At 69.5% G+C, this 26,403-nt stretch carries 24 protein-coding genes and 4 pseudogenes; 19 read left to right on the top strand and 9 right to left on the bottom strand.

Features of this window, described 5'->3' with window-relative positions:
• Positions 1-234 precede the first annotated feature (234 nt).
• From ACIPEK_RS13930 to ACIPEK_RS13915, 4 genes and pseudogenes are all read left to right on the top strand, one after another.
• Complete coding sequence (locus ACIPEK_RS13930; protein WP_401994921.1) at positions 235-882, top strand: DUF7019 family protein; 648 nt, start codon at positions 235-237, stop codon at positions 880-882.
• Between the two features lie 369 nt (positions 883-1,251).
• Positions 1,252-2,193, top strand: a complete 942-nt coding sequence (locus ACIPEK_RS13925) for a WD40 repeat domain-containing protein (RefSeq protein WP_401994918.1) — start codon at positions 1,252-1,254, stop codon at positions 2,191-2,193.
• A gap of 13 nt (positions 2,194-2,206) precedes the next feature.
• Positions 2,207-3,472, top strand: coding sequence for a protein kinase (locus ACIPEK_RS13920; protein ID WP_401994915.1), 1,266 nt, complete (start codon positions 2,207-2,209; stop codon positions 3,470-3,472).
• A gap of 45 nt (positions 3,473-3,517) precedes the next feature.
• Positions 3,518-3,811: pseudogene (locus tag ACIPEK_RS13915) on the top strand (substrate-binding domain-containing protein); the annotation flags it as partial.
• A 146-nt stretch (positions 3,812-3,957) separates the two neighbouring features.
• On the opposite strand, the gene ACIPEK_RS13910 reads toward ACIPEK_RS13915, so the two are convergent.
• Entirely contained in the window at positions 3,958-4,749 is a 792-nt protein-coding gene (locus tag ACIPEK_RS13910) for a metal-dependent hydrolase (RefSeq protein WP_327276642.1), read from the bottom strand.
• 138 nt (positions 4,750-4,887) lie between these two features.
• Here ACIPEK_RS13910 and ACIPEK_RS13905 point away from each other — a divergent pair, with 138 nt between their 5' ends.
• On the top strand, positions 4,888-7,401 hold the full coding sequence (locus ACIPEK_RS13905; protein WP_401994912.1) for a DEAD/DEAH box helicase: 2,514 nt from the start codon (positions 4,888-4,890) through the stop codon (positions 7,399-7,401).
• A gap of 49 nt (positions 7,402-7,450) precedes the next feature.
• Positions 7,451-8,323: an acyl-CoA thioesterase gene (locus ACIPEK_RS13900; RefSeq protein WP_401994910.1), complete on the top strand. Its 873-nt coding sequence runs from the start codon at positions 7,451-7,453 to the stop codon at positions 8,321-8,323.
• 12 nt (positions 8,324-8,335) lie between these two features.
• On the opposite strand, the gene ACIPEK_RS13895 is transcribed toward ACIPEK_RS13900, so the two are convergent.
• On the bottom strand, positions 8,336-8,572 hold the full coding sequence (locus ACIPEK_RS13895; protein ID WP_401994908.1) for a DUF6011 domain-containing protein: 237 nt from the start codon (positions 8,570-8,572) through the stop codon (positions 8,336-8,338).
• Positions 8,573-8,641: 69 nt separating this feature from the next.
• Between ACIPEK_RS13895 and ACIPEK_RS13890 the strand changes: the two genes are divergently transcribed.
• Entirely contained in the window at positions 8,642-9,349 is a 708-nt protein-coding gene (locus tag ACIPEK_RS13890) for a hypothetical protein (RefSeq protein WP_401994906.1), read from the top strand.
• 33 nt (positions 9,350-9,382) lie between these two features.
• Here ACIPEK_RS13890 and ACIPEK_RS13885 read toward each other — a convergent pair whose 3' ends face one another.
• Both ACIPEK_RS13885 and ACIPEK_RS13880 read right to left on the bottom strand, forming a co-directional pair.
• Positions 9,383-9,682 (bottom strand): SHOCT domain-containing protein, encoded by a 300-nt coding sequence (locus tag ACIPEK_RS13885; protein ID WP_401994904.1) that lies wholly within the window; start codon positions 9,680-9,682, stop codon positions 9,383-9,385.
• An 88-nt stretch (positions 9,683-9,770) separates the two neighbouring features.
• A complete protein-coding gene (locus tag ACIPEK_RS13880) occupies positions 9,771-10,217 on the bottom strand; it encodes a DUF6325 family protein (protein WP_401994902.1) in 447 nt (148 codons plus the stop codon).
• Between the two features lie 432 nt (positions 10,218-10,649).
• Here ACIPEK_RS13880 and ACIPEK_RS13875 point away from each other — a divergent pair, with 432 nt between their 5' ends.
• Entirely contained in the window at positions 10,650-12,035 is a 1,386-nt protein-coding gene (locus ACIPEK_RS13875; protein WP_401994900.1) for a chloride channel protein, read from the top strand.
• A 16-nt stretch (positions 12,036-12,051) separates the two neighbouring features.
• Here the strand turns inward: ACIPEK_RS13875 and ACIPEK_RS13870 are convergent, their stop codons facing one another.
• Positions 12,052-12,489, bottom strand: coding sequence for a hypothetical protein (locus tag ACIPEK_RS13870; protein WP_401995245.1), 438 nt, complete (start codon positions 12,487-12,489; stop codon positions 12,052-12,054).
• A 179-nt stretch (positions 12,490-12,668) separates the two neighbouring features.
• Here ACIPEK_RS13870 and ACIPEK_RS13865 point away from each other — a divergent pair, with 179 nt between their 5' ends.
• From ACIPEK_RS13865 to ACIPEK_RS13855, 3 genes and pseudogenes are all read left to right on the top strand, one after another.
• Entirely contained in the window at positions 12,669-13,232 is a 564-nt protein-coding gene (locus ACIPEK_RS13865; RefSeq protein ID WP_401994898.1) for a helix-turn-helix domain-containing protein, read from the top strand.
• A gap of 29 nt (positions 13,233-13,261) precedes the next feature.
• A pseudogene (locus ACIPEK_RS13860) lies at positions 13,262-13,624 on the top strand (GNAT family N-acetyltransferase); the annotation flags it as partial.
• A gap of 142 nt (positions 13,625-13,766) precedes the next feature.
• The gene (locus ACIPEK_RS13855) at positions 13,767-14,255 is read left to right on the top strand and encodes a glutathione peroxidase (RefSeq protein WP_401994896.1); all 489 of its coding nucleotides are present in this window, start codon (positions 13,767-13,769) and stop codon (positions 14,253-14,255) included.
• Between the two features lie 147 nt (positions 14,256-14,402).
• On the opposite strand, the gene ACIPEK_RS13850 is transcribed toward ACIPEK_RS13855, so the two are convergent.
• Positions 14,403-15,629 carry an acyl-CoA dehydrogenase family protein gene (locus ACIPEK_RS13850; RefSeq protein ID WP_266363770.1) on the bottom strand — a complete coding sequence of 409 codons (1,227 nt, stop codon included), beginning with the start codon at positions 15,627-15,629 and terminating at the stop codon, positions 14,403-14,405.
• Positions 15,630-15,802: 173 nt separating this feature from the next.
• Between ACIPEK_RS13850 and ACIPEK_RS13845 the strand changes: the two genes are divergently transcribed.
• Positions 15,803-16,453, top strand: a complete 651-nt coding sequence (locus tag ACIPEK_RS13845) for a TetR family transcriptional regulator (RefSeq protein WP_401994894.1) — start codon at positions 15,803-15,805, stop codon at positions 16,451-16,453.
• A 12-nt stretch (positions 16,454-16,465) separates the two neighbouring features.
• On the opposite strand, the gene def is transcribed toward ACIPEK_RS13845, so the two are convergent.
• On the bottom strand, positions 16,466-17,011 hold the full coding sequence (def, locus tag ACIPEK_RS13840) for a peptide deformylase (RefSeq protein WP_401994892.1): 546 nt from the start codon (positions 17,009-17,011) through the stop codon (positions 16,466-16,468).
• A 114-nt stretch (positions 17,012-17,125) separates the two neighbouring features.
• Here def and ACIPEK_RS13835 point away from each other — a divergent pair, with 114 nt between their 5' ends.
• The 5 genes from ACIPEK_RS13835 (at position 17,126) to ACIPEK_RS13815 (ending at position 21,817) form a co-directional block, all read left to right on the top strand.
• Positions 17,126-18,364 carry a MurT ligase domain-containing protein gene (locus ACIPEK_RS13835; RefSeq protein WP_093893409.1) on the top strand — a complete coding sequence of 413 codons (1,239 nt, stop codon included), beginning with the start codon at positions 17,126-17,128 and terminating at the stop codon, positions 18,362-18,364.
• A gap of 34 nt (positions 18,365-18,398) precedes the next feature.
• On the top strand, positions 18,399-19,127 hold the full coding sequence (locus ACIPEK_RS13830) for a type 1 glutamine amidotransferase (RefSeq protein WP_093893408.1): 729 nt from the start codon (positions 18,399-18,401) through the stop codon (positions 19,125-19,127).
• Positions 19,128-19,500: 373 nt separating this feature from the next.
• Positions 19,501-20,529: a 6-phosphofructokinase gene (locus ACIPEK_RS13825; RefSeq protein ID WP_327276624.1), complete on the top strand. Its 1,029-nt coding sequence runs from the start codon at positions 19,501-19,503 to the stop codon at positions 20,527-20,529.
• A gap of 112 nt (positions 20,530-20,641) precedes the next feature.
• Positions 20,642-21,592 carry a cytochrome c oxidase assembly protein gene (locus ACIPEK_RS13820; RefSeq protein ID WP_401994889.1) on the top strand — a complete coding sequence of 317 codons (951 nt, stop codon included), beginning with the start codon at positions 20,642-20,644 and terminating at the stop codon, positions 21,590-21,592.
• A 66-nt stretch (positions 21,593-21,658) separates the two neighbouring features.
• Positions 21,659-21,817 (top strand): hypothetical protein, encoded by a 159-nt coding sequence (locus ACIPEK_RS13815; RefSeq protein ID WP_383068631.1) that lies wholly within the window; start codon positions 21,659-21,661, stop codon positions 21,815-21,817.
• A gap of 239 nt (positions 21,818-22,056) precedes the next feature.
• Here ACIPEK_RS13815 and ACIPEK_RS13810 read toward each other — a convergent pair whose 3' ends face one another.
• Positions 22,057-22,452, bottom strand: coding sequence for an SSI family serine proteinase inhibitor (locus ACIPEK_RS13810; protein ID WP_401994886.1), 396 nt, complete (start codon positions 22,450-22,452; stop codon positions 22,057-22,059).
• Between the two features lie 361 nt (positions 22,453-22,813).
• On the opposite strand from ACIPEK_RS13810, the pseudogene ACIPEK_RS13805 reads away from it, so the two are divergent.
• Positions 22,814-23,170 (top strand): annotated as a pseudogene (locus tag ACIPEK_RS13805) (IS200/IS605 family accessory protein TnpB-related protein); the annotation flags it as partial.
• A gap of 1 nt (position 23,171) precedes the next feature.
• A pseudogene (locus tag ACIPEK_RS13800) lies at positions 23,172-24,201 on the top strand (cellulose binding domain-containing protein); the annotation flags it as partial.
• Positions 24,202-24,507: 306 nt separating this feature from the next.
• Here ACIPEK_RS13800 and ACIPEK_RS13795 read toward each other — a convergent pair.
• A complete protein-coding gene (locus ACIPEK_RS13795) occupies positions 24,508-26,106 on the bottom strand; it encodes an alkaline phosphatase D family protein (RefSeq protein WP_401994884.1) in 1,599 nt (532 codons plus the stop codon).
• Positions 26,107-26,403 lie beyond the last annotated feature (297 nt).

The raw sequence follows: 26,403 nt of genomic DNA, 5'->3' as shown, positions 1-26,403 counted from the left end.
TGAGAGTCGGCCGGAAACGGCCCGGCTGCTCTTGGCCACATGGATCCCGCACCACCTTCAACGCCCAGACCCGGACCATCGAGGAAGCCGCAGGGTTCGGCCTGTTCAACCACCGCGAGCGCCCCGTCACCCCACAGCAATGGGCCAAAAAAACTCATCGTCGAGGCCTCGCGAGTCATCCATCTCCTCGACAAAACCGGGTCAGGAGATACGGGGCGGCGATAACCTGACGAGATGTCGATTCGCTATTACCTCTACATCAGCGACGCCAAGGTCGACATGCTGCTCTCGCAGATCGACCCGTCCTTCGCCGGTCGACGCACCACGGAGGCCGGCATGAGCTTGAAGCTCTTCACCTTCAAGCGCAGTGTCGAGGCGTCCGCGCCGGACCGGGTGGCCAGGCTGGAGCGGGTGCTCGAGTACCTGCGCGAGCACGAACAGACAGGGTCGGTGGACGATCCGGGTCCCTATTTCCGCGGCACCCTGCCGATGCAGTGGGGACCGTTACGCGGCGAGGGCGGTGGGTCGTCGGTGTACTTCGGCGGCCGAACCGAGCGGACGATCGTCGGGCTCGGTGGAGCCGGCAGCCATGTGCTGGGCGGGAGCGCTCCGCAGGATCCGGTGTTCGCGGCGTCCTCGATGCCGTCACTGCTCGCGGGTCTCGCCGCGGCTTTCGCCGCCGACGGCGTCGAGATGCCCACCGACCCGTCGGCACTGGCCTGGGTGCACTCCGCCGGACGCCTTCTGCGCGGTCCGGCGCAGTCCGTGGAATTCGTGGCCCGGCGTCTACTGGAGGGCGCCAGTCCGTACCCCGAACTGGACCCCCGTCCGGACACGCGGGTACTCCTGGGCAGTCCTCTGTACGTCGCCATGGCCGACTGATGGCACCGGAAAGCTGGCAGCCCGGCGAGGTGATCCTCGACCTGTACGAGGTGCTGGACGTCGTACACAGCGGTGGTATGGGCGTGGTCCACCGGGTGCGGCACCGCGGCTGGAACGTCGACCTCGCGGTGAAGACACCCCGCCCGGAACTGGTCGCCTCGGCCGGGGGCAGACGCAGGTTCGAGGCGGAGGCGGGCACCTGGCGGCGCGTGGTCGGGTTTCGACCTCGACGGGGCCGGGCACTTCCCCGATCCGCTCACACTCGCGCTCAGCCGGAACGGCAACTACTTCGCCACCGTCCGGCTCGGGGGGCCGATCGACGTCTGGAATGCGGCCGACGGCCGACGATTCGCCGAATTCACCTGGGACATGGGGTCGGCGACGGCCCTGGCTCTGACCGGCGACGACCAGGCGGCAGTCCTCCACGACAAGTACGGCGGGAACATCTTCTTGCTCGACCTCGTCGGAGACTGCGCCTACCCCCTGTCGAGCAACGGCAACATGGGAGCGATGGCGATGACTCCGGCGGGAGACCGGGTGCTCACCGGCGAGAGCAGCGGCGAACTGCGCTGGTGCGATCTGGTGATCGACAGGGCGCAGCGCAGGGTCAATGCGCGTTGGGGCAACGTCACGTCCCATCGCCGTGCTGTGGCTGCGGTCGCCATCAGCGATGACGGCCGGTTCGCGGCATCGAGGGCCAATATCGGCGAGGCCGTGTCCACGTCCTGGTACCGCCATGAGGATGAGCTCTGCCTGTGGGATCTGGACTCGGGCGAGCGGTTATGGAATCACACCGAGCGGCCTCCGGGACTCAGCCTGCGCTTCAGCCCCGGCGGCCGAACGCTGCTGGACTACGGCGCCCACGGCCTGTGGGCCTTCGACACCCTGACGGGCCGGCACCTCTACTCGGTGGAGGGCGTCAACAACGAGCAGATCCTCGCGACCAGCGTCGACGGCCGGCGGGGAGTGACCGCCGATCACTCGGCACTGACCGTGTTCGACCTCGCCACGGGTCAGGTCCTGCGATCGATCCCCGACGCGGGCGAGACCACGGCGCTCGCTCTCACCAGCGAGGGCCGCTTCGCCGTGGCCGGCGTACGCGGACGGCAGATCCGTGTGTGGGATCTGGACACCGGTCGCCTGCTGCGCGCTCTGGAGGGACATCGGAGCAAGGTGCACACCCTGGCCCTCAGTGAAGACGACCACCGGCTGGTGAGCGGCGACTACCACGGCACTGTCCGAGGGTGGGAGCTCAACTGGGACTTCGACTTCACGCCGCAGCCGTCACCCGGCGGGGAAGGCCGCGGGTAGCGTGCCTGCCTCGGTGTCGTTGACAGTCCGCGCCGGTTCGTCCGCCGAGGTCCACACCTTCACCCGCCGCACCACCTGCCTGGTCGGGCGCGGCGAGGAATGCGGCATCCGGCTGGCCCGGAGCGAGAAGAAGGCCTCCCGCCACCACTGCATGTTCGACGTCAATCCGCCGCACCTGCGGGTGAAGGATCTCGGCAGCCGCAACGGCACGTACGTCAACGGGAGGCCGCTGAAGGGGAGCCCCGCCGTCCGGGAGCTGACCGATGGAGACGAAATCCGCCTCGGAAATGCGCTCCTGCTGGTCACTGTCACCGACCCGAAGCCCGCGACCGTGCCCGATGCCCGCCAGGACCCCGCCGACGCCCTGCACACGCTGCTGGCCGCCGCGGAGGCGGGCGAAACCGGCCTCACCGCGATCCGCGGCTACCAACTGCTCCAGGAGCTCGGTCGTGGCGGGCAGGGCGTCGTCCACCTCGCCCGCCGAGAGGAGACGGGTGAACTCCTCGCCTTGAAGACGCTGTCGGCCCATGGTTCCGTCAGCCGGGCTGCCCGCGACGGGTTCCTGCGCGAGTTCGACTGCACGCGGGCCCTGCGGCACCGCAATGTGGTCGCCTTCCACGGTGGCGGCGTGCACGGCAGCACGTTCTACTTCACCTGCGAGTTCTGCCGTTGGGGCAGTGTCGCCGACCGGGTCGTCCGGGCCGGCGGCAGACTGAGCGTCGAACAGGCGCTGGCGATCACCCTGCAGACGCTGCGCGGCCTTGACTACGCGCACGCCGCGGAGGTACCCGTACGGCTCCCCGACGGGACCGTCGCTGTGCGTCGCGGGCTGGTGCATCGCGACATCAAACCGCAGAATCTGCTGCTCACCGGTGACCGGGAGCGGATGACACTCAAGATCGCGGACTTCGGCCTGGCCAAGGCGTTCGACAGCGCCGGACTGTCCGGGCACACCCTGACCGGCGCGATGGGCGGAAGCCTGGCCTTCATGCCGCGCGGCCAGGTGATCGACTTCAAGTACGCTCGCCCGGAGGCCGATCTGTGGGCCGTGACAGCCTGCCTGTACTGGATGCTCACCGGCTCGGCCCCACGTGACTTCCCGCCCGGTGCCGACCCGGTCGCCGTCGTCCTGCGCGAGCCGCCGGTGCCGGTACGTGACCGATTGCCCTCCCTCCCCCGGCGGCTCGCCGAGCTGATCGACGCCGGCCTCGTCGACCGGCCCCGAATCACTCCGACCACCGCCTGCGGCCTTCGGAGCGCGATCCGTCGGGCCATGTGAGGCGCACCTTCCTACCGCAAGGCCTTGCAGGCGGCCGGGCTGCCGGTGCCCGGTGAGCTGGTCGCCCGGACCGGCTTCACCCGCGAGGGCGGGCGGGCCGGGGCCACCACCGTGCTGAACGCCGCGGAGCGGCCGGACGCCGTGGTGTGCGCCAACGACTTGATCGGGATCGGCGCGCTGGACACGGCACGAGCCACCGGGCTGCGGGTGCCGCACGACGTGGCGATCACCGGGTACGACGACATCGAGGCGGCCTCACTGGTCTCCCCCGCCCTCACCACGGTTCTCAACCCGGCCCGGGAGATCTGCCGTCCGGCCGCGCAGCTGCTGGCCGACCGGCTCGACGGGGACGGTCCGGGAACGGCCAGGGAGATCGTCCTGGCCCACCGCCTGGTTCCCCCCGCGAGTCGGCCTGAGCGCTCCGACGACCTGAATCCGGGCAGCCGGAACCCGGCGGTCGGACTACAGCCGTCGGACCACAGCGGTCAGATGAAGTTCAGCGCGGCCGCCCCGCCCACTCCCCCGAGCACCATGAAGACCGGCATCAGCACCTTCAGCTCCACCCAGCTGCCGGCCCGGAACCGCATGCCCTTCGGCGGCCCGATCGGGTACCAGCGCTTGCGGCCCAGCGGTATGGGCCACAGGATCGGGCAGCCGGAGACGGTCAGCGCGTCACCGATGTCATGGACGAGGGCGCCGAGCACGATCGGCAGCCCGAGCCACAGATACTCCTGGCCGGGGGCACTGAACAGCCAGTCCGAACCGTTGCCCGGCTTGTCCAGGACGCCGGCCAGTATCCAGGCGCTGGTCGCGCCGAGCAGCCACACCAGGACGTCGCTGGACATCCGGGCGGCCCGCCACAGCAGTCCTTCGACGGCGAGCACCAGGTGGACGAAGAGGATCGCCAGGACCGCCCACCGGCCGCCGGTGATCGCCGCGGCGGAGGCCCCGGCACCGATCAGGACCGCCCACAGCCAGGTGTGTGTCAGGGTCCGGTGGCCGCCGTTGCGGTGCGAGTCGCCGCGCATCTTGGTCGCTTTGTAGACGGCGTGCGAGAGCTTGTCGACGATCTCGCAGAGCCCCCGGGAGACCGGACCGAAGGCGCGCGAGATGGTCGCGGACTTGTGGTCGAGGTCCGGGGCGAGCGCGGCTCCGGCGGTGATCAGCGCACCGACGGCGAGGACGGGCCACGGCATCGCGTGGCCGGCGGCGGCCGCCGCCGCGCCCACCCCCAGCCAGGCCGCCGCCCCTGACAGAGAGTGTGCCGGTCCCATCATCGTTCTGCCCGCCCCCAAAGTTGTCCTGCTGCCATTGCCGCCCAGGCACGGCCGAGTTGAGTGGGCAGCGTATCGTCCGTGATCTTCATACGGTCGTCCGGTTCCCTCATCCGGGCGGAAGGCAGGCAAGATGGGGGCGTGACCCTTATCGATCAGCTGCCCCCGACCGACGACCCCGACGCCCTCTTCGAGGCTTTCTCGTCATGGACGAAGACGCAGGGCATCACCCTCTATCCCGCTCAGGAGGAGGCGCTGATCGAGGTGGTCTCCGGCGCGAATGTGATCCTTTCCACTCCGACCGGCTCCGGAAAGAGCCTGGTCGCGGCAGCTGCGCACTTCACCGCCCTGGCCCAGGACAAGGTCACCTTCTACACCGCACCGATCAAGGCGCTGGTCTCGGAGAAGTTCTTCGACCTGTGCAAGCTGTTCGGTACGGAGAACGTCGGCATGCTCACCGGCGACGCCTCCGTCAACGCCGACGCCCCGGTGATCTGCTGCACGGCCGAGGTGCTGGCCTCCATCGCGCTGCGCGACGGGAAATACGCCGACATCGGCCAGGTCGTGATGGACGAGTTCCACTTCTATGCGGAGCAGGACCGCGGCTGGGCCTGGCAGATCCCGCTCCTGGAGCTGCCGCAGGCCCAGTTCGTCCTGATGTCGGCCACGCTCGGTGACGTCAAGATGTTCGAGCAGGACCTGACCCGCCGCACCGGCCGCCCCACTTCCGTGGTGCGCTCCGCGACCCGGCCGGTCCCGCTCAGCTACGAGTACCGGCTGACCCCGATCACCGAGACCCTCACCGAACTCCTGGAGACCAGGCAGTCGCCGGTCTACATCGTGCACTTCACCCAGGCCGCGGCCGTCGAGCGGGCGCAGTCGCTGATGAGTATCAATATGTGCACCAAGGAGGAGAAGGAGAAGATCGCCGATCTCATCGGCAACTTCCGCTTCACCACCAAGTTCGGCCAGAACCTCTCCCGCTATGTGCGCCACGGCATCGGCGTGCACCACGCGGGCATGCTGCCGAAGTACCGGCGGCTGGTGGAGAAACTCGCCCAGGCCGGTCTGCTGAAGGTGATCTGCGGTACCGACACCCTCGGCGTCGGCGTCAACGTGCCCATTCGCACAGTGCTGTTCACGGCGCTCACCAAGTACGACGGCACCCGCGTCCGTACGTTGCGCGCACGTGAGTTCCACCAGATCGCGGGCCGCGCGGGCCGGGCCGGATTCGATACGGCGGGCTTCGTCGTGGCGCAGGCGCCCGAGCACGTCATCGAGAACGAGAAGGCCGTCAAGAAGGCGGGCGACGACCCGAAGAAGAAGCGCAAGGTGGTTCGCAAAAAGGCCCCCGAGGGCTTTGTCGCCTGGTCGGAGACCACCTTCGACAAGCTGATCCAGTCCGATCCGGAGCCGCTGACCTCCCGCTTCCGGGTCACGCACACGATGCTCCTGTCCGTGATCGCGCGCCCCGGCAATGCCTTCGAGGCGATGCGGCTTCTGCTGGAGGACAACCACGAGCCGCGCAGGGCGCAGCTGCGTCACATCCGCCGGGCCATCGCGATCTACCGCTCGCTGCTGGACGGCGGTGTCGTGGAGCAGCTCGACAAGCCGGACGCGGAGGGCCGGATCGTCCGGCTCACCGTCGATCTCCAGCAGGACTTCGCGCTCAACCAGCCGCTGTCCACCTTCGCGTTGGCCGCGTTCGACCTGCTTGACCCCGACTCCCCCTCGTACGCGCTGGACATGGTCTCCGTCGTCGAGTCGACGCTCGACGACCCGCGGCAGATCCTCGCCGCCCAGCAGAACAAGGCGCGGGGCGAAGCGGTCGGGCGGATGAAGGCGGACGGTGTCGAGTACGAGGAGCGCATGGAGCTGCTCCAGGACGTCACGTACCCGAAGCCGCTGAGCGAGCTGCTGTGGCATGCCTACGACGTGTACCGCAGGAGCCACCCGTGGGTGGGCGACCACCCGGTGTCGCCGAAGTCCGTGATCCGCGACATGTACGAACGCGCCATGACGTTCACGGAGTTCACCTCCAACTACGAGCTGGCCCGCACCGAGGGCATCGTGCTGCGCTATCTCGCGAGCGCGTACAAGGCCCTTGAGCACACCATCCCGGACGACATCAAGTCCGAAGACCTTCAGGACCTGATCGCCTGGCTCGGCGAGATGGTCCGTCAGGTGGACTCCAGCCTTCTCGACGAGTGGGAGCAGCTCGCCAACCCGGAGGTGGAGACCGCCGAGGAGGCGCAGGAGCGGGCCGACGAGGTGAAGCCCGTCACGGCCAATGCCCGCGCCTTCCGGGTGCTGGTCCGCAACGCGATGTTCCGCCGGGTGGAGCTGGCCGCGCTGGACAAGGTCGCCGCGCTCGGCGAGCTGGACGGCGACGCGGGCTGGGACGAGGACGCGTGGGCCGATGCGATGGATGCCTACTGGGACGAGTACGAGGATCTGGGCACCGGTCCGGACGCCCGTGGGCCGAAGCTGCTGAAGATCGACGAGGACGCCGCGCACGGCCTGTGGCGGGTCCGGCAGACCTTCGCCGACCCGAACGGCGACCACGACTGGGGCATCAGCGCAGAGATCGATCTGGCGGCTTCCGACGAAGAGGGCCGGGCGGTCGTCAGGGTCACCTCGGTCGGCCAGCTGTGACCGCGCCCGCCGTGCATCCGGCACCCCTGCGAGAGTGGAGACGAACCGCATGACGAACCCCGCCGAGCGCCTGGTCGACCTCCTCGACCTGGAGCGGATCGAGGTCAACATCTTCCGCGGGCGCAGCCCCGAGGAGTCCCTCCAGCGGGTCTTCGGCGGCCAGGTCGCCGGGCAGGCGCTGGTGGCGGCCGGCCGTACCACCGACGGGGACCGGCCTGTCCATTCGCTGCATGCCTACTTCCTGCGTCCGGGGCGTCCGGGTGTGCCGATCGTCTACGACGTCGAGCGCGTCCGGGACGGCCGGTCGTTCACCACCCGCCGGGTCACGGCCGTCCAGCAGGGCCGGACGATCTTCAATCTGACGGCGTCCTTCCACCGGCCGGAGGAGGCGGGCTTCGAGCACCAGCTGCCGCCCGCCCGCGAGGTCCCCGACCCCGAGCGGCTGCCGACCGTCGCCGAGGAGGTGCGCGAACACCTCGGGGCGCTTCCGGAGGCGCTGGAGCGCATGGCCCGCCGGCAGCCCTTCGACATCCGGTACGTCGACCGGCTGCGCTGGACGCAGGAGGAGATCAAGGGCGCGGACCCGCGCAGTGCGGTCTGGATGCGTGCAGTCGGCCCGCTGGGCGACGACCCGCTGGTGCACACCTGCGCGCTGACGTATGCCAGTGACATGACGCTGCTCGACGCGGTCCGTATCCCGGTGGAGCCGCTCTGGGGTCCGCGCGGTTTCGACATGGCGTCGCTGGACCACGCGATGTGGTTCCACCGGCCGTTCCGGGCGGACGAGTGGTTCCTCTACGACCAGGAGTCGCCGATCGCAACAGGCGGACGAGGGCTGGCGCGCGGCCGGATCTACGACCGCGGAGGCAATCTGCTCGTGTCCGTGGTGCAGGAGGGGCTGTTCCGCCGCCTGGGTGCGTAGCCGTGCCTGGGCTCAGATGCCGGGGAGCGGGTCCTGCTCGACCTCGTGGCGGCGGGTGCGGATGTCCGGGGGCGCCGGGTGCAGTTTGGCGCCGCAGGCGGGGCCGAGGCCGGTGCGGCGTGACTCCGTACCGGTGAGCGGGCGCCCGCACATGCGGCAGCGCACCACCCGTCGGCGGGCGGTCCGGCCGGCCGGACCGCCGGGCAACGGCTCGACGCCGGATTCGGGGAAGGGTTCAGCGGACTCCACGGATCGATCTTCTCAAGACGCCCGTCTACTCTGCGACTTCCGAACGGCACACAACGGAGGAGTTCGCGGGTGAACAGCGTGCTGACATTGGAGCCGGTCCTCCGACCGGAGAAGGACAAAAAGGCGAAACAGGACATCACCCCTGATGCGGTCGCGCCCATCGGCCATGTCGTCAAGTTCGCGGACGAGCCCGGCGGGGAGTCCCGGGTGGTCGCCCATGTGGAGCGCGAACTGCCGCAGGGCGGGATACCCGCGTACCTCGCGGCCCGCAAGACGGGTGCGCGTTCCTTCGTCCTGTGGGCCGACCCCGATCGCCGGGCCCGGGTGGCGACCCTGGTCACCACGTCCGCAGCCGATGGCGTCGCCACGTACCAGGTGCTGGGCGCGCAGGGTGAGCCCATCGGCACACTCGTCCGCGAGAAGGCCCTCGCCGGGAAGGGGCTGCGGACCCGCTGGACGGTCGCGCAGACAGGTTGCCAGGAGGCGGTCGGCCTCAAGGGCCGGATCTTCTGGTGGTACGTGTGGTGGCTGCTGTTCCCCGTCCAGGTGGCCATCGGCGTGGGCAGCCTCCTGAGCGGCGGCGGCGATGCGGCGCGGGGGCCGCGGCGCGTCATCTGGCGGGCCGGCCAGGATGTCCCGCTGGAGTTCCGGTCGGACGACGACGAGATCCATGTCCACGCACCGTGGGTCGACTGGCGGCTCGCAGCCGCGCTGACGGCGCTGATCCGCACCTTCGACAGCTGGATGGGCACCCCCTGGGACGACAAGCGGCAGTGAGCCGCAGCGGCGCCGGTGGCCGGCCCGGACCCGTCAGGAGGCGAGGATTCTGGCCTTCTGAGCCGCGAACTCGCTGTCGCTCAGCACTCCTTGGCTCTTGAGGTCACCGAGGTCCTTGAGCTGAGCGATCTTGTTGCTCATCTCGTCCTCCGGTGCGAGGGACGTGGGAGCGGGCGACGGAGGCGCTGCGGGGGCCGGCTGGGCCGTCTGTGCCTGCGCGGCGTCCTGCCGTGCCCAGCGGCCCGCCTGCCGCCGGGAGACCCGATTGGAGACCGAGGTGGCGGTTCCGGCGATCACCGCTGTACGGGCGACGCCGCGAAGAAGGCCTGGCATGGTGCATCTCCTTTGACTGGCTCTACGGGGACGGTCCGCCCGACCGGGGCTCAGCGGGGACGGTCGGCCCGACGGGACCGTGAACGGCTCAGACCCTGGACTCGGCCGCGTCGAGCGAGGCCAGGACCTCCTGGATCGGGATACGCCCGTTGGCGACGAGCCGGCCTCCGGAGCGCCGCAGCGCGGCCGCGAGGGGTCCCGCCCACACGTTCTCGTAGATGAGGATTCCGGCAGCGCTGCCGGGTTCGAGGACCGAGCTCGCCTCGTCGATGTCGTCCTGGCCGAGCAGGCCCGAGGACGCCCCTTCGAACACGACGAGGTCTTCGCCGCCGTCCCCGGTCACTTCGGAGAGTTCCACGCCCTCGACCGTTCCGTCCTGGTTCTTCCTGACGAAGATCAGATCCAGGATCCGGATGATGCCCCGGTCGACCAGGTCGACCAGCAGGGGCAGTCCCTCTCCCGTCATCCGGCTTCCCGCCGGGAACTCGATCACCAGGTAGTCGATCGGTCCCGTCTCGTCGCTCTCGCCGCTCACGCCAGCTCCTCAGAATCTCGACTGCCCCGGTTCCGCCGGAGACCACGGCCTTGGCCATTGCAACAGCGGGTGCACCACAGCGCATCTCGGTCATGGACGTGGGTGAGCCTGGGCCCCGTTGGACCATTGGACGGACAGCGGGTCGCTCCCATGGCCGAGTGGGGCGAGCCGCACCCCTCCCGTCCTCCGCCGCCACGGATGGTTGTCGCGCGCGGACGGCCTGCGGGGCGGGCCCGGTCTGCTGTTCATCACGCGTGCTCACATCGGAGGCCCGCCTTTGCCGTCGTGACCCCGTGGGCGGTGGCCCGCCCACGGCGCTGGTCCAAGCGAATGGCCGTACGGAAATCACCGCCGCACACAGCGGGGGCATCGCGGCCACGTGACCGCACTGTGCTAACTCCTTGTGGACGCTTGCGGGACAGCGTGTTCCAGATGGGTTCCGACACCGAGGAGACAACGATCATGCCGGCCACCACCACGGCGCCGCCGGACCCCTTCACACTGATCCGCACCCGCGCTTACGCCATGCTCCTCGTGATGGCGGCGCTTCTCGGAATCCCGATCTCGGCGGTGGCGTTCGGCTTCCTCGCCCTCGTCCACGAACTCCAGTCGCTCACCTACGACGACCTGCCCAGGGCGCTGGGCTTCACGGGCACGCCTTCCTGGTGGCCGGTGCCGCTGCTCGCCGTGGCCGGCCTGCTGGCCGGGCTGACCGTCCGCCACCTCCCCGGAAAGGGCGGCCACCGGCCCGCCGACGGTCTCATGAACACGGGGGCGCCCTCGGCGGTGGAGCTGCCCGGCATCGCATTCGCGGCGCTCGCCTCGCTGGGTGTCGGGGCCGTGCTCGGTCCCGAGGCGCCGCTCATCGCGCTCGGCGGCGGTCTGGCCGTGTACGCGGTGCGTCTGGTCAAGCCCGGCATCGGCCCCAAGGCGAGTGCCGTGGTGGGAGCCGCGGGGAGCTTCGCCGCCATCAGCGCACTGCTGGGCTCTCCGCTCCTGGGCGCCTTTCTCCTGATGGAGGCCTCGGGGCTGGCCGGGATGTTGCTCGGGATGGTCCTGGTGCCGGGACTGCTCGCCGCCGGCATCGGGGCGCTCATCTTCACCGGTCTCGGCTCATGGACCGGCCTGGGGACGTACTCCCTGGCGCTCCACCATGTGCCCCACGCCGAGGAGCCCGACATCGCGCAGTTCGGCTGGGCAGTCGTGCTGGGCCTCGCGGCAGCCTTCGCCGGCGCGGGCATTCAGCGGCTCGCCCTGTTCCTTCAGGCTCGGGTCGAGCAGCGGACTGTGGTGGCCACCGTGGTCATGGGCCTCGTCGTCGGCCTGGTGGCGTTCGTGTACGCGCTGGGCACGGGAAGGGACGCATCCGGGGTGCTGTTCTCCGGGGAGAGCGCGCTCGGCCCGCTGCTCTCCCGGAGCGCGGGCTACTCGGTTGCCGCGCTCCTGGTGCTCGCCCTGTGCAAGGCGCTGGCGTACTGCGCGTCCCTCAGCAGCTTCCGGGGAGGCCCCGTCTTTCCGGCGATGTTCGTAGGAGCGGCGGGCGGACTCGCGCTGTCCCATCTCCCCGGGCTGAATCCGACGTCGGGCTTCGCGATGGGCATCGGTGCCATGTGCGTGGCGATTCTGAAGCTGCCGATGACCTCGGTGCTGCTGGCCACCTTGCTGCTGGGGTCCGAGGGCCTCACCGTCATGCCGCTGGCGATCGTCTCGGTCGTGGTCTCCTATGTCGTCACGCTCAGGCTCACCCCGTCATCGGCCGCCCTGCCTCCGGCACCCGACACTCCGGCGAGTGCCGGCTCCCGACCGGATCAAGGATGACGGGCAGGCCGTGGCCTCAGGCCCCTTGCTCCTCCTCCGGACCCGCGCAGAGCGCCCAGAGGATGAAGACGTTGATGGCGATGAGCACAATGGACCAGAACGGGTAAAAGGGCAGCCACAGGAAGTTGGCGAGTGCACCCAGGCCTGCGAGCACGATGCCCACGACGCGTGCCCATGCGGCCCCGGTGAACAGCGCACAGCCGGCGAGGACTATGGCGATGCCCAGAATGAGGTGGATCCAGCCCCAGCCGGTGAGGCTGAACTGGAACGCATAGTTGCGTGTGGCGGCGAAGATGTTGCCCTTGGCGATGGCGGCGATCCCTTCGAAGATCGCCATCGCTCCGCCGAAGATCATCAGAACCGCCGCGAAGGCGGTCCAGCCGTACCGGAAGGGATGATGCGAACTCGGGGTGGCGTCACGCGCCACACTCGGCCCGGTGCCGGCACTTGCCATTTCGGCCTCCTCGGCTAGCAGAGCAACCTGGCAGACCGGAGCGGGCCCGCCGGGACCTCCCCGAACAAGCGTGGCACGACGGCGCTCGGTCAGCAGAACAACCACATCCAGCCGCCGGTCCACGACACAACCATTCTCCAATCCGGGATATTGTCTCCATTGTGAGAGAATTCGAAAGAGTGGATCCTGACTCCGCCGACGCCCGGCTGGCCGTGCGACTGGGCGAACTGCGTACCGAACGCGGCTGGTCGCTGGACGAACTGTCCCGGCGAAGTGAGGTGAGCCGCTCCACGCTGTCCCGGCTGGAGCGCGGCGAGTTGAGCCCGACCGCCTCCCTTCTCGGCAAGTTGTGCACGGTCTACGAGCGGACGATGTCCCGGCTGCTGATGGAGGTGGAGGCGGAACCACCGCAGCTGGTTCCCGCCGAGCGGCAACCGGTGTGGCGGGACGAGGCATCGGGCTTCGTACGCCGCTCGGTCTCGCCGCCGCACACCGGTCTGCGCGCGGAGGTCATCGAGGGCACTCTCGACGCCGGGGCCGCCGTCGCGTACGAGAACGCGCCCGTGTCCGGCGTGGAGCAGCATGTCTGGGTGCTGGAGGGGACGGTGGAGATCACCGTCGACGGCACCGTGCATACCGTGCGCAGAGGCGACTGCCTGCGCTTCCGGCTGCGCGGCCCTTCGCGCTTCCACTGTCCGGGACCGGAACAGGTCCGCTACGCACTGATGATCGTCCTGCCGTGAATGTTGTGAAGCCGTGAAAGGACCGCCTCATGACCGGGACCGTCCCGGCATCCTGGCCCGAACTGGTCACCTGGGCCGATGAGTTGGCCGCCCTCCTGGTGGAGACCGTGAACGGCGGATCGTCGGTGGGATTTCTCGCGCCGCTGGACCCTGACGTGGCCTCTGCCTGGTGACGGGAGAGGGCCGGGGCCGTCGATGCGGGACACCTTCAGATCTGGATCGCCCGGGACGCGGAACGGCTGGCCGGGACCATCGGCCTGGTCCGGGCTCCGCTGCCGAACGCCCGTGACCGTGCGGAGGTCGCCAAGCTGGTGGTCCGTCCGTCGGCCCGCGGTCAGGGTCTCGGCAGGTCGCTGCTCGCCGCCGCCGAGCGGTCGGCCGCCGATGCGGGGGGGGCGATCGGCTCCGCGCAGGGACCACCGGATCGGGCGGCTGGGCAACACCCCCTCGGCTGAATCCGGGCGATCGGGTGCGTGCCGATCAACTTGTGGGCGTGACAATGGCTGTGGAAGTCACCCTCACAAGGAGAGCCTCATGACGCTGTACGACATCCCCCTGCGCACGCTCACCGGCGAGCCCACCTCCCTGGCCGATTACCGTGGCCGGGCGGTCCTGTTGGTGAACGTCGCGTCGAAGTGCGGACTCACCCCGCAGTACGCGGGCCTGGAACGACTCCAGAACGAGTACGCGGACCGCGGCTTCACCGTGCTCGGCGTGCCGTGCAACCAGTTCGCCGGGCAGGAGCCGGGGAACGCGGAGGAGATCCAGACCTTCTGCTCGACGACGTACGGTGTCAGCTTCCCGCTGCTGGAGAAGACCGATGTGAACGGAGAGGGGCGCCACCCTCTCTATGCCGAGCTGACCGGACTCGCGGACGAGGACGGCGAGGCCGGTGACATCCAGTGGAACTTCGAGAAGTTCCTCATCTCGCCTGCGGGCGAGCCGGTCGCGCGCCTGCGCCCGCGCACGGAGCCGGAGGCCCCGGAGCTCATCGCAGCCATCGAGTCCCAGCTGCCCGCCTGACTGTTTCCGTCCTCAATACCGGACGGCCGCTCTGCCCTCAATCGCCGGACGGGCCGGAATTTCAGCCTGCCCGGCGATTGAGGACAGCCGGCGCCGGGGTGCGGGCCGCACGAGCAGGAACCGTGCACACCGCCGCTCCCGCCCGCGCTAGCGGATCGGCATGCCCGAGAGGGTGCGGGCGATCACCAGGCGCTGGATCTCGCTCGTGCCCTCGAAGATCGTGTAGATCGCCGCGTCCCGGTGCATCCGCTCCACCGGGTATTCACGGGTGAAGCCGTTGCCGCCGAGGATCTGCACGGCCTGCGCGGTGACCTTCTTCGCCGTCTCGCTCGCGTACAGCTTGGACATGGAACCCTCGGCCGAGGTGAACGGCTTGCCGGTGGTCGCCATCCAGGAGGCTCGCCAGACCAGCAGCCGGGCCGCGTCGATCTGCGTACGCATGTCGGCGAGCTGGAAGGCGATGCCCTGGTTGTCGATGATCGGCCGGCCGAACTGGGTGCGGGTCTTCGCGTAGTCCAGCGCGACCTCGTACGCGGCACGGGCGGTGCCGACCGCCATGGCGCCGACCGCGGGGCGGGAGGCCTCGAAGGTGGCCATCGCCGCGTTCTTCACCCGCTCGCCACCGGACGCGGCGCGCTCGCGGGCCCGGGCCAGGCGCTGATCGAGCTTCTCCTTGCCGCCGAGCAGGCAGTGACCGGGGACACGGACGTCCTCGAGGACGACCTCGGCGGTGTGCGAGGCGCGGATGCCGTGCTTCTTGAACTTCTGGCCCTGGGAGAGGCCGGGGGTGTTCGGCGGCACGATGAACGAGGCGTGCCCCTTGGAGCCGAGCTCCGCGTCGACCACGGCGACGACGACATGGACGCCCGCGATGCCGCCGTTGGTCGCCCACGTCTTGGTGCCGTTCAGCACCCACTCGTCCTTGGCCTGGTCGTACACCGCGCGGGTGCGCATCGAGGCGACGTCGGAACCCGCGTCCGGCTCGGAGGAGCAGAAGGCGGCGACCTTTACATCATCGGCGTCGCCGTACATCTGCGGGATCCAGGTGCCGATCTGCTCCTCGGTGCCGTTGGCGAGGACGCCCACGGCCGCCAGGCCCGTACCGACGATCGACAGGGCGATGCCCGCGTCCCCCCAGAAGAGCTCCTCCATCGCCATCGGGATACCGAGGCCTGTCGGGTCGAAGAACTGCTGGGCGTAGAAGTCGAGGGAGTAGATGCCGACCTTGGCCGCCTCCTGGATGACGGGCCAGGGCGTTTCCTCACGCTCGTCCCACTCCGAAGCCGCCGGTCGGATCACATCCGCGGCGAAGCCGTGAAGCCAGTCACGGACCTGCTTCTGGTCATCGTTGAGTTCGAGCGTGAACTCGGCCATGTTCCCCTCCACGTACTGCCCTGAAAATCTACTCGTTACTTGCGGTAACCGCAGTCTGTTACCGGCAAGTAGCCTCTGTCAACCGCCCGGGTGCCGATCCGCGCCCCGCAGGGCAGGGTGTTACGTTGCGCAGGCAGGACGCAATTGCATGGCCAGGGGTGGGGAGAGGCGACATGGAGACCACACGACAGGCCGAGCGCCAGCGGACAGCGGCCGAGAGCCGCCGCCGCGAGCTGCTCGAGGCCGCCGACCGCGTGGTGCTCAGGGACGGGCCGGGCGCCTCGATGAACGCCATCGCGGCGGAGGCCGGAATCACCAAGCCCATCCTCTACCGGCACTTCGGCGACAAGGGCGGCCTCTACCGCGCCCTCGCCAAGCGTCACACCGATGCCCTGCTCATCGCCCTGCGGGCCGCGCTCGACGCACCCGCCGAGCGCCGCCGGCGCGTGGAATCGACGCTCGACACCTATCTCGCGGCGATCGAGGCCCGCCCGCAGGTCTACCGCTTCCTGATGCACCCGTCCGACGACTCGGCACCCTCGACCGAGCAGGGCTTCGATGTCGGAAGGCACTCCGCACCGCTGCTGCGTCGGCTCGGCGAGGAACTCGCCCTGGTGATCGCCGAGCGGGTGGACCTGGGCCCGGACAATGATGCCATGGCCCGCATCTGGGGCCACGGCATCGTCGGCATGATGCACGCGGCGGGCGACTGGTGGCTGGGTGAACGCCCTTGCTCCCGCGAACAGTTGGTTCGCAGCCTGGCGGATCTGCTGTGGGGCCGGCTGGCCGACGCGGGCGACCGGCCCGGCGGCCCGGGATTCTGAGGGTCTGTGCGGTCAGCCGCCCGCCGCCCAGGGCGCCCGGCGGGCCGCGCGCAGCGCCCTCGCCCGGCGCAGCCCGGTCAGCCGGTCCGTATACACCGTGCCTTCGAGGTGGTCGCACTCGTGCTGCAGGCAACGGGCGAAGAAGCCGGTGCCGGTGACCCGTACCGGCTCGCCCTCGACCGTCACGCCCTCGACGACGGCACGGTCGAAGCGCGGGGTGCCGGCCTCGATGCCGGGCAGCGAAAGACAGCCCTCCGGGCCGCGTAGGGTGATGCCGTCCGCCTCGACCAGCTTCGGGTTGACGAGATGCCCGAGGTGACGGACGTCGTCGTCGTCCGGGCAGTCGTACACGAACACCCGCAGTGGAACGCCGACCTGATTGGCCGCGAGTCCGACTCCCTGGGCCGCGTACATGGTGGCGTACATGTCCTCGACGAGGCGGGCGAGCGAGGGACCGAAGTCCGTGACGGGTTCGCAGGCACTGTGCAGCACCGGATCACCGAGCAGACTCATGGCACGAATCAGTCCGGAACTGCCGGGGATCGGGCGGTTTCGCATGGAGGCAATCGTACGTTCCACGTGACCTCCACCTTCCCGGCGGTGCCGCGGTGCGGTCGCCGCGCCGGACATCGATAGGCTGGGCGTGGACCGATGCAAGGAGGATCTAGGACGATGGCAGGCAACACGGAGCCGCTGTCGCCGCGGGCCAAGCTGGCCGTGACGGCGGGTAAGGCCGCGGCAGCGGTGTCGCGCGCTGCGGGGCGCGGCAGCGGATCGGTGATCGGCGGCCGGGTGGCGCTCAAGCTCGACCCCGACCTGCTGGGGCGGCTGGCGCAGCACCTGGACGTGATCCTCGTGTCGGCGACGAACGGCAAGACGACGACGACCCGGCTCATCGCCGAGGCACTGCGGGCCGCGGGCCCGGTCGTGTCGAACGCGCTCGGGGCGAACATGCCGGCGGGCATCACCTCGGCGCTGGCAGGCGGCTCGGACGCGAAGTACGGCGTGATAGAGGTCGACGAGAAGTACCTCGCCGGGGTCGCTCGCGACACGACGCCCAAGGTGATCGCGCTGCTCAACCTCTCCCGCGACCAGTTGGACCGCGCCGCGGAGACCCGGATGCTCGCGGAGAAGTGGCGTGAGGGGCTGTCCGGTTCGAAGGCCGTGATCGTCGCCAACGCCGACGACCCGCTGATCGTCTGGGCGGCGTCCTCCTCTCCCAATGTGGTGTGGGTCGCGGCCGGCCAGGCGTGGAAGGACGACGCCTGGTCCTGCCCTTCCTGCGGCGGTGTAATGCAGCGTCCCGGCGACGACTGGTTCTGCGGCGAGTGCGGATTCCGCCGCCCCGCCCCCAGCTGGGTGCTGCACGGCGACTACGTCCTGGACCCGCACGGTTCGGCGTGGCCGATCCACCTCCAGCTGCCCGGCCGCGCCAACAAGGCCAACGCCACCAGCTCCGCCGCCGTGGCCGCCGTCTTCGGCGTGCCGCCGCAGGTCGCGCTGGAGCGCATGTACCAGGTGCAGGCCGTCGCGGGCCGCTACGACGTGGTCAGTTTCCTCGGCCGTGAGCTGCGACTGCTGCTGGCGAAGAACCCGGCGGGCTGGCTCGAAACGTTTTCCCTGATCGACCCGCCGCCCACCCCGGTGATCCTCTCGGTCAACGCCCGTGGCGCGGACGGCACGGACACCTCCTGGCTGTGGGACGTGGACTACACCCAGCTCGCCGGTCACCCGATCTTCGTGCTGGGCGACCGCAAGCTGGACCTCGCGGTCCGTCTCGAAGTCGCCGGTCTCGACTTCCGGGTCTGCGAGAACCTCGACGAGGCCGTGCAGCAGGCCCCGCCCGGCCGTATCGAGGTCATTGCCAACTACACCGCCTTCCAGGACCTGCGCCGTCGTGTCGGCAACTGACCCCGGCCCCGGCCACCTCCGGAGAGGACGAAGCATGAGCAACAACGGTCTGCGTCTGGTCTGGGTCTACCCCGACCTCCTCAGCACCTACGGCGACCAGGGCAATGCGCTCGTGGTGGAGCGCCGGGCCCGCCAGCGCGGTCTCGACGTGCAGCGCGTCGACGTCCGCAGCGACCAGCCGGTCCCGACGTCCGGCGACATCTACCTGATCGGCGGCGGTGAGGACCGGCCGCAGCGCCTCGCCGCGGAGCGGTTGCGCCGCGACGGCGGGCTCAGCCGGGCCGCGTCCAACGGCGCGATCATCTTCTCGGTCTGCGCCGGGTACCAGATCCTCGGCCATGAGTTCATCAACGACCTGGGTGAGCGCGAGCCCGGTCTCGGGCTGCTCGACGTGGTCTCCACCCGCGGCGAGGGGGCCCGGTGCGTCGGTGACGTACTGGCCGACATCGACCCGCGCCTCGGCCTGCCGCCGCTGACCGGTTTCGAGAACCACCAGGGCATCACCCATCTCGGCCCGACGGCACGGCCGTTCGCCCGGGTGCAGTTCGGCGGCGGCAACGGCACCGGCGACGGCACCGAGGGTGCGTACAACGACACCGTCTTCGGTACGTACATGCACGGGCCCGTGATGGCGCGCAACCCGCTGATCGCGGATCTGCTGCTGAAGCTGGCGCTGGATGTCAACGCCCTGCCTCCGACGGACGACCGCTGGTACGAGGCGCTGCGCGCCGAGCGCATCGCCTCGGCGACCCAGCCCGCCTGATGAGGCACAGAGCGTCCGGCAATCGAGGGGCGGGAGGAGGAGCGGGGCTGGGTGCGTGCAGCTGCAAGGCGGAGGAGGAAAGCAACGCGAATGGGGTCTCCCCTGCTCGAGCGAAGCCGAGAGCTTGGGGAAGTCGGTGACCGACGACAACGCCGGAGGGGGTCCCCTGGCCCTTGAGGCCTTGGGGGAGTGCGTGCCCAGCCCCGCTACGCCGCCCCCCGATTGCCGGACGCTCTTGCTTTCGCTCAGCTGAGCGGCGTCCAGCAGGCGGACGCCCGGTTCGGTCCCGCCACCCTGCGCCGGTAGGGTGGCGGGGATCCAACCGGACGACGTGGTCCGGTCGTCGGCCCACGTTGCAAAGGTTTCCCGGGCAATGCGAATTGGTGTGCTCACCTCCGGCGGCGACTGCCCCGGCCTCAACGCCGTCATCCGTTCCGTCGTGCATCGCGCGGTGGTCGACCACGGCGACGAGGTCATCGGCTTCCACGACGGGTGGAAGGGTCTCCTCGAGTGTGACTACCGCAAGCTCGACCTCGACGCGGTCGGCGGCATTCTCGCCCGCGGCGGTACGATCCTCGGCTCCTCCCGGGTCCAGCCCGCCCATCTGCGGGGCGGCGTCGAACAGGCCAGGGGCCACGTCGCCGATCTGGGTCTCGACGCAATCATCCCGATCGGCGGCGAGGGCACTCTCAAGGCGGCCAATCTGCTCTCCGAGGCGGGCCTGCCGATCGTCGGCGTACCGAAGACGATCGACAACGACATCGCCTCCACCGATGTGACCTTCGGCTTCGACACCGCCGTCGGTGTCGCCACCGAGGCACTCGACCGGCTGAAGACCACCGCCGAATCCCACCAGCGGGTGCTGATCGTCGAGGTCATGGGCCGCCACACCGGCTGGATCGCCCTGCACTCGGGCATGGCGGCCGGTGCGCACGCCATCGTCGTGCCGGAGCGCCCCTTCGACATCGACGAGCTGACCGAGCTGGTCGGCAAGCGCTTCTCGGCCGGCAAGAAGTTCGCGATCGTCGTCGTCGCCGAGGGCGCCAAGCCGCGTCAGGGCGGCTCCATGGAATTCGAGCAGGGCACCAAGGACATCTACGGGCACGAGCGGTTCGCGGGCGTGGCCACGCAGCTCTCCATCGAGCTGGAGCAGCGGCTGGGCAAGGAGGCCCGCCCGGTGATCCTCGGCCATGTGCAGCGCGGTGGCACCCCGACCGCGTACGACCGTGTTCTCGCCACCCGTTTCGGCTGGCACGCGGTGGAGGCCGCGCACCGCGGCGAATTCGGCATGATGACGGCGCTGCGTGGCACGGACATCGCGATGGTGCCGCTGGCTGAGGCCGTGGAGACCCTCAAGACGGTCCCGGCCGAGCGCTACGCCGAGGCGGAGTGCGTGCTCTGAGCGACACCCCTGTCCGACGAACTGCCCCCGGCCGCAGCTGCGGCCGGGGGCAGTTCTACTCTGGTCGGGACAACCGGCACGAAACGGGGACGTCCCCAGCGGGAGTGAACAGATGGATCACAGCGGGCACGGCATGAACATGGATCTGCCGCCGTTCACGCTGGGACGTGGGCTTCAATTCTCCGCGGACCCGTTCTTTCTCATCGGCTGCGTGCTCGCCATCGGCCTGTACGGGTACGCCGTGCTGCGGCTGCGCAGGCGCGGGGACAGCTGGCCGGCCGGCCGGATCGTCTTCTTCGTCGTCGGTGTGCTGTCCATCGCCCTGGTGATGTGCACCAAGCTGAACGACTACGGCATGGTCATGTTCAGCGTGCACATGGTGCAGCACATGGTGATCAGCATGCTGTCGCCGATCCTGCTGCTGCTGGGCGCTCCGGTGACACTGGCGCTGCGCGCACTCCCGGTCGCGGGGCGTGACCGCACCGGTCCGCGTGAGCTGCTGCTCATGTTGCTGCACAGCCGGTACATGAGGATCATCACGCATCCGGTCTTCACGATTCCCCTCTTCATCGCCAGCCTGTACGCCCTGTACTTCACCCCGCTCTTCGACTTCCTGATGGGTTCGAAGACCGGGCACATCGCGATGATGGTGCACTTCCTCGCGGTCGGTCTGGTGTTCTTCTGGCCGATCATGGGCGTCGACCCGGGGCCGCACCGGCCCGGCTATGTGATGCGGATGCTGGAGCTGTTCGCGGGGATGCCGTTCCACGCGTTCTTCGGTATCGCGCTGATGATGGCGACGACGCCGATGGTGGAGACGTACAAGAACCCACCGGCCTCGCTCGGCGTCGACGCGTTGAGCGATCAGAACTGGGCGGGCGGCATCGCCTGGGCATTCAGCGAGATCCCGTCGGTGCTGGTGCTGATCGCGCTGGTCTTCCAGTGGTACCGCTCCGAGCAGCGCACGGCGAAGCGCTCCGACCGGGCGGCCGACCGGGACGGGGACCAGGAGCTGCAGGCGTACAACGCCTATCTCGCCTCGTTGCAGGCGCGCGGGCAGTAGCGGTGGGCATACCTCCGGGGTGACGATGGCATCCACGGCCGCGCGGCCGATGAGGAGGGTGCGGGCATGTCCGGATCCACGAAAACCATGGGAGTGATCACCGTGGCGTCCCTGGTGGCGGTCACCGCCTACACGGTGGCGCTGGGGAGCAGCGGCTGGCTCTGGTTCGGATGGGTGGTGCTCGGTCTGATCACCCTGGGGATGGTTGCGACGCGCGAGTCCTGAGCCGGGTGGGTCACCCGGCTCAGAACCTGTCGGGTGACCTTCGATCGGAGAGCGGACGCGGCATGGTGCGTGCGATTCCAAGGCGCCGGGACGGCCTCGGATGGGGTCTCCCCTGCTCGACCGGAGTTGAGAGTTTGGGGAAGGAGCTACTAGGGCATTTCGGCAACGCCGGAAGCGTGCGTGCCAGGGCGTGGCCGCCCGATCAGAGGTCACCCGACAGGCTCTCAGGCCGGCCGGGCTCAGAAGCGGAAGACCGGTCCGGTGACCGCGTCCATCACGCAGGCGTTGGGGAACGTCCGCTGCCAGCGGACGGGGCGCCCGTCCCAGTTACCGGTGGCGGTGGCCGTCACCGGGTCGTACCCCTCGATGCACAGACGCGGACTGCCGGGCAGGGCGTCCAGATCGCCTTCCGCCCGGTCGATCGCCGCGCAGGCGGCGGCCGCATGGGGGTGATGGGCATCCGGGGCGGGCGGGCAGAACAGTGCGACGCCACGGATCCAGGTGTTCTCGCTGCCCGAGACGGTGAGGAGGAGCCCGCGGTCCGGCACCAGGTCCTTGGACTCGGCGGCCGCGGCAGGCACCGCGACGGTGAGGGTGAGCAGGGCAGCGGCGGCGAGAGCGGCGCGCAGGCGCATCGGAGAACTCCTGTGGCTCGGGGGATCCAGGGCATCCCGGGGACGGGCCGGGTGCGTCTCAGGCGTCCTGGACGGCCCGCATTCGGGAACCCGGCAAGATGATCTTCTGAGTTCGCACCGGGCAAGGAACCGCGCCGTGGTCCCACCCTCCGGAGTCAGCCGGCGGGTCCGGCTGGAGTACCGCCCGGCGGGGTTCCCTGCACCCGGACGGATTCGTCCGGCGGGGCACCCCGAGCGTCTGCCCTCCCCCGGTCACGGCGCCCTTTATGTTCGGATCACCGTGCTGTCGGAGCGGCGGCACGGATCCGAGGAGCTCTTGTGATGGGGAACCTTGCAAGGACAGCCGCTGCCGTGATCAACGCTGGCCACAGCCCGCGCCCGGGGCATGATCGGCGTCGACACCAACGCCGACCACTTCGCCGCCTACCACCTCGACCGGCAAGGCAACCCGGTCGGCGACCCGCACCGCTTCGGCTACGACCTGTCCGGTTCGGCCGGTCACCGCGACGCCCAGATCCGCCACGCCCCGACCCGGCTGATCAACTGGGCCAAGCAGGCCGGTGTCGCCGCGATCGGCATCGAAGACCTTGACTTCACCGCCGAGAAGACCCGCGAGAAGCACGACCGCCGGAAGAGGTTCCGGCAGCTGATCTCCGGTATGCCCACCGGGAATCTCAAGGCCCGGCTGGTCTCCATGGCCGTCGAACAGGGCATCGCGCGGTGCGGGCATCGGTGAGCGGCCCACCAGCGCCCCCGAACCCGGCATCGACGCCTACGTCTGGGCGAAGCCCCCGGGCGAGTCGGACGGCAACAGCCAGCCCGTCGACAACGACGAAGGCAAGGGCTTCGACCGGATGTGCGACCCGACGTACACCGGAAACGGCCGCAACGGCAACAACCTGACCGGCGCCCTGCCGAACTCCCCGCTGGCGGGCCACTGGTTCTCCGCGCAGTTCCAGGAGCTGGTACGCAACGCCTACCCGCCGCTGGACGGCAGCGGCGGTGGTGACGACACCCAGGAGCCGACCGCGCCCACGGGTCTGAAGGTCACGGGGAAGACCAGTGGCAGCGTCTCGCTGTCATGGACGGCGTCGACCGACGACACCGCTGTGACCGCCTACGACGTGTACCGCTCGGGAGTTCAGGTGGGTTCCACCGCGTCGACCTCCTACACGGACACGGGCCTGACGGCCTCGACCGCGTACAGCTACACGGTCAAGGCGCGGGACGCTGCCGGTAATGTCTCGGCGGCCTCCGCGGCGGTCTCGGCCACGACCGACCAGGGCGGCGGCACCGGGAACGGCACCCTCAAGGTCCAGTACAAGAACACCGATTCCTCCGCCACCGACAATCAGATCCGGATGGGTCTGCAACTGGTCAACACCGGCTCCACCGCGGTGGATCTGTCCACGGTGAAGGTGCGGTACTGGTTCACGCCCGAGGCCGGTGCGAGCACCTTCGGCACTGTGCGACTACGCGGTCATCGGCTGCTCCCATGTGAACATCGGAGTGTTCTCCTCGGGCGGTTCGGCTGCGGGGGCCAGCCACTACCTGGAGGTCGGCTTCAGCAGCGGCAGCCTGGCCGCCGGAGCCTCCACCGGGGAGATTCAGCTGCGGCTGAACAAGACCGACTGGTCCAACTTCAACGAGGCCGACGACTACAGCCGTGGAACCAACACGGCCTACGCCGACGCTTCGAAGATCGCCGTCTATGCGGGCGGCACCCTCTCCTGGGGCACCGCTCCCTGACCGGGTTTCCCCGTCGCCGTCCGTATGGCCGGCGACGGGCCGAGGGCCGGGCGAGGGACACGCCCGGCGCGATCCGCCCCCTGTCGCTCTCCCGGCAGGGGGCGGCCGGTGTTTCTCAGACCGACCGGCACATGGGGGCGGCGTCGCGGGGCTGGGCACGCACACCTGTGGCGTTGCCGTCAGTCGACAACTCCCCCATAGCCCTGAAGCATGGGGGGACCCCCTTCGCGTTGCCTCCCTCCTCCGCCTTGCAGCTGCACGCACCCAGCCCCGCTCCTTCTCCCACCCCCCATGTGCCGGTCGGTCTCAGGCGGGCTGAATCCCGGGACGGCCCGCCTCGGTCACGAGCGAGGTGCGGGTCGAGACAGGGGCGCCGGGGGTGGTGACGTACGGGAGGACCCGGAAGTCGGCGCGGCAGCTCTCCTTGGTCAACGAGCAACGTACGTATCCGCGCTGGAAGTTGGTGAACTTGATGTGCTCGTTCGCCGCGAGCAGTCTGGCCCCGGAGGGGTCCAGGTCCATCCCGTCCTTCGTGGTGGAGATGGACGAGCCGACGAACTCGACACCGAGCGTGGGCGATTCGGGGTCGTCGAAGTTCTGCTTCAGATCGGCGGCGAGGTGACGGTGCATGTCACCGGTCAGTACGACGGGGTTGCTCACGCTGCGGTCGGTGATCTCCTTGAACAGCCGCCTGCGTGCGTCCACATAACCGTCCCAGAAGTCCATCACGAATGCCTGGCCGGGGCCCGGGTCGGTGTCGACCTGGGTCACGGGGATCTGCTGGGAGATCATGTTCCACGTCGTGTCCGACCGCCCGAGGCCGCGGTAGAGCCACTGCTCCTGTTCCGGGCCGAGGATGGTGCGGCCGGGTGTAAGCCGTTCGTCGCAGCCGCTCTTCGTGCCGTCGCCGCAGGGCTGGTCGTCGCGGAAGAGCCTGGTGTCGAGGATATGGAACGTGGCCATCCGCCCGTAGCGCAGGCTGCGGTACATCCGGGCCTCGAAGCCGTTCGGCTTGTTCGGCAGCCTCAGCGGCAGATGTTCGTAGTACGCCTGGAAGGCCGCCGCCGCGCGTTGCCGGAAGACCGCCGGGTCCTGGTCGGGTTCGGTGTCGGCCTTGGACCTGTCGCGTGCCCAGTTGTCCTCGACCTCGTGGTCGTCCCAGACGACGGCGAACGGGTGGACCCGGTGGGCGGCGATGAGGTCGGGGTCGAAGCGGTGGAGTGCGTGGCGGTTGCGGTACTGGACGAGGTCCATCGGCTCGGGGCGCAGTTCGGCGGCGACGGGGACGTTGCGCACGCCGCCCATCGCGTCGATGGCGTTCTCGTAGATGTAGTCGCCGAGATGCAGGACCAGGTCGACGTCCTCCTCGGCAAGGTGCCGGTAGGCGGTGTAGAAGCCTTCGAACCACGCCTGGCAGGAGACGAACGCGAAGTCGAGTTCTTTGGGGCGGCTGTGCGGCGGGGGTGCGGTGCGGGTGCGGCCCACGGGGCTGTGCACACCACCGGCGCGGAAGCGGTAGTAGTAGTGCCTGCCCGGCTGCAGCCCGGAGACCTCGACGTGGACGGAATGGGCGAGTTCGGGCACTGCGCGGGTCCGTCCCCGGCGTACGACGGATCGGAAGCGTTCGTCGCGGGCGATCTCCCACTGGACGTCGACGGAGTACGGCGGCATGCCTCCGGCCCCGTCGGGGGCGAGGGGCTGGGGCGCGAGGCGGGTCCACAGCACGAATCCGTCCGGCCATGGATCGCCGGAGGCGACCCCCAGAGTGAACGGGTCGTCGTGGAAGGGGGCGTCACCCCAGGCGTTGCCCGCCGACAGGCCGGCCGCGGCGAGGGCCATCCCGACCGTCCCGCCGAGCATCGCCCGTCTGCCGAACCCTCCGGTGCCGCCTGGCCCACTGTTCATTTGCATGGAACTCGTCCCTTCGTCGGGCGGGATCCCGTGCGGTACGGGGTGGGATCGGCGCGTGATTTCACGTCCGCCCATGTGGTAATCACAGGCTGGATATCACAGGGGAATCACACGCCACAAGACCACGCTTCGTTGGTCGCAATGCCGTTCACGGGCGGTTAGTTGGGGAGACATCGGTCATTTGCCGAGGTGGCTGAGGACGGGTCGGCAATACCCTTGACACCCCTCAGAGGTGCTCATAGTCTCCACGCCACAGAATTAACGTTAGATTTCACATCGGGAAAATCGGTG

The organism is Streptomyces sp. NPDC088246, assembly GCF_044741025.1.
In the GTDB taxonomy this organism is placed as follows: domain Bacteria; phylum Actinomycetota; class Actinomycetes; order Streptomycetales; family Streptomycetaceae; genus Streptomyces.
Note: the sequence above shows the minus strand (reverse complement) of the source record. Positions and strands in the feature narration are given on the sequence as shown.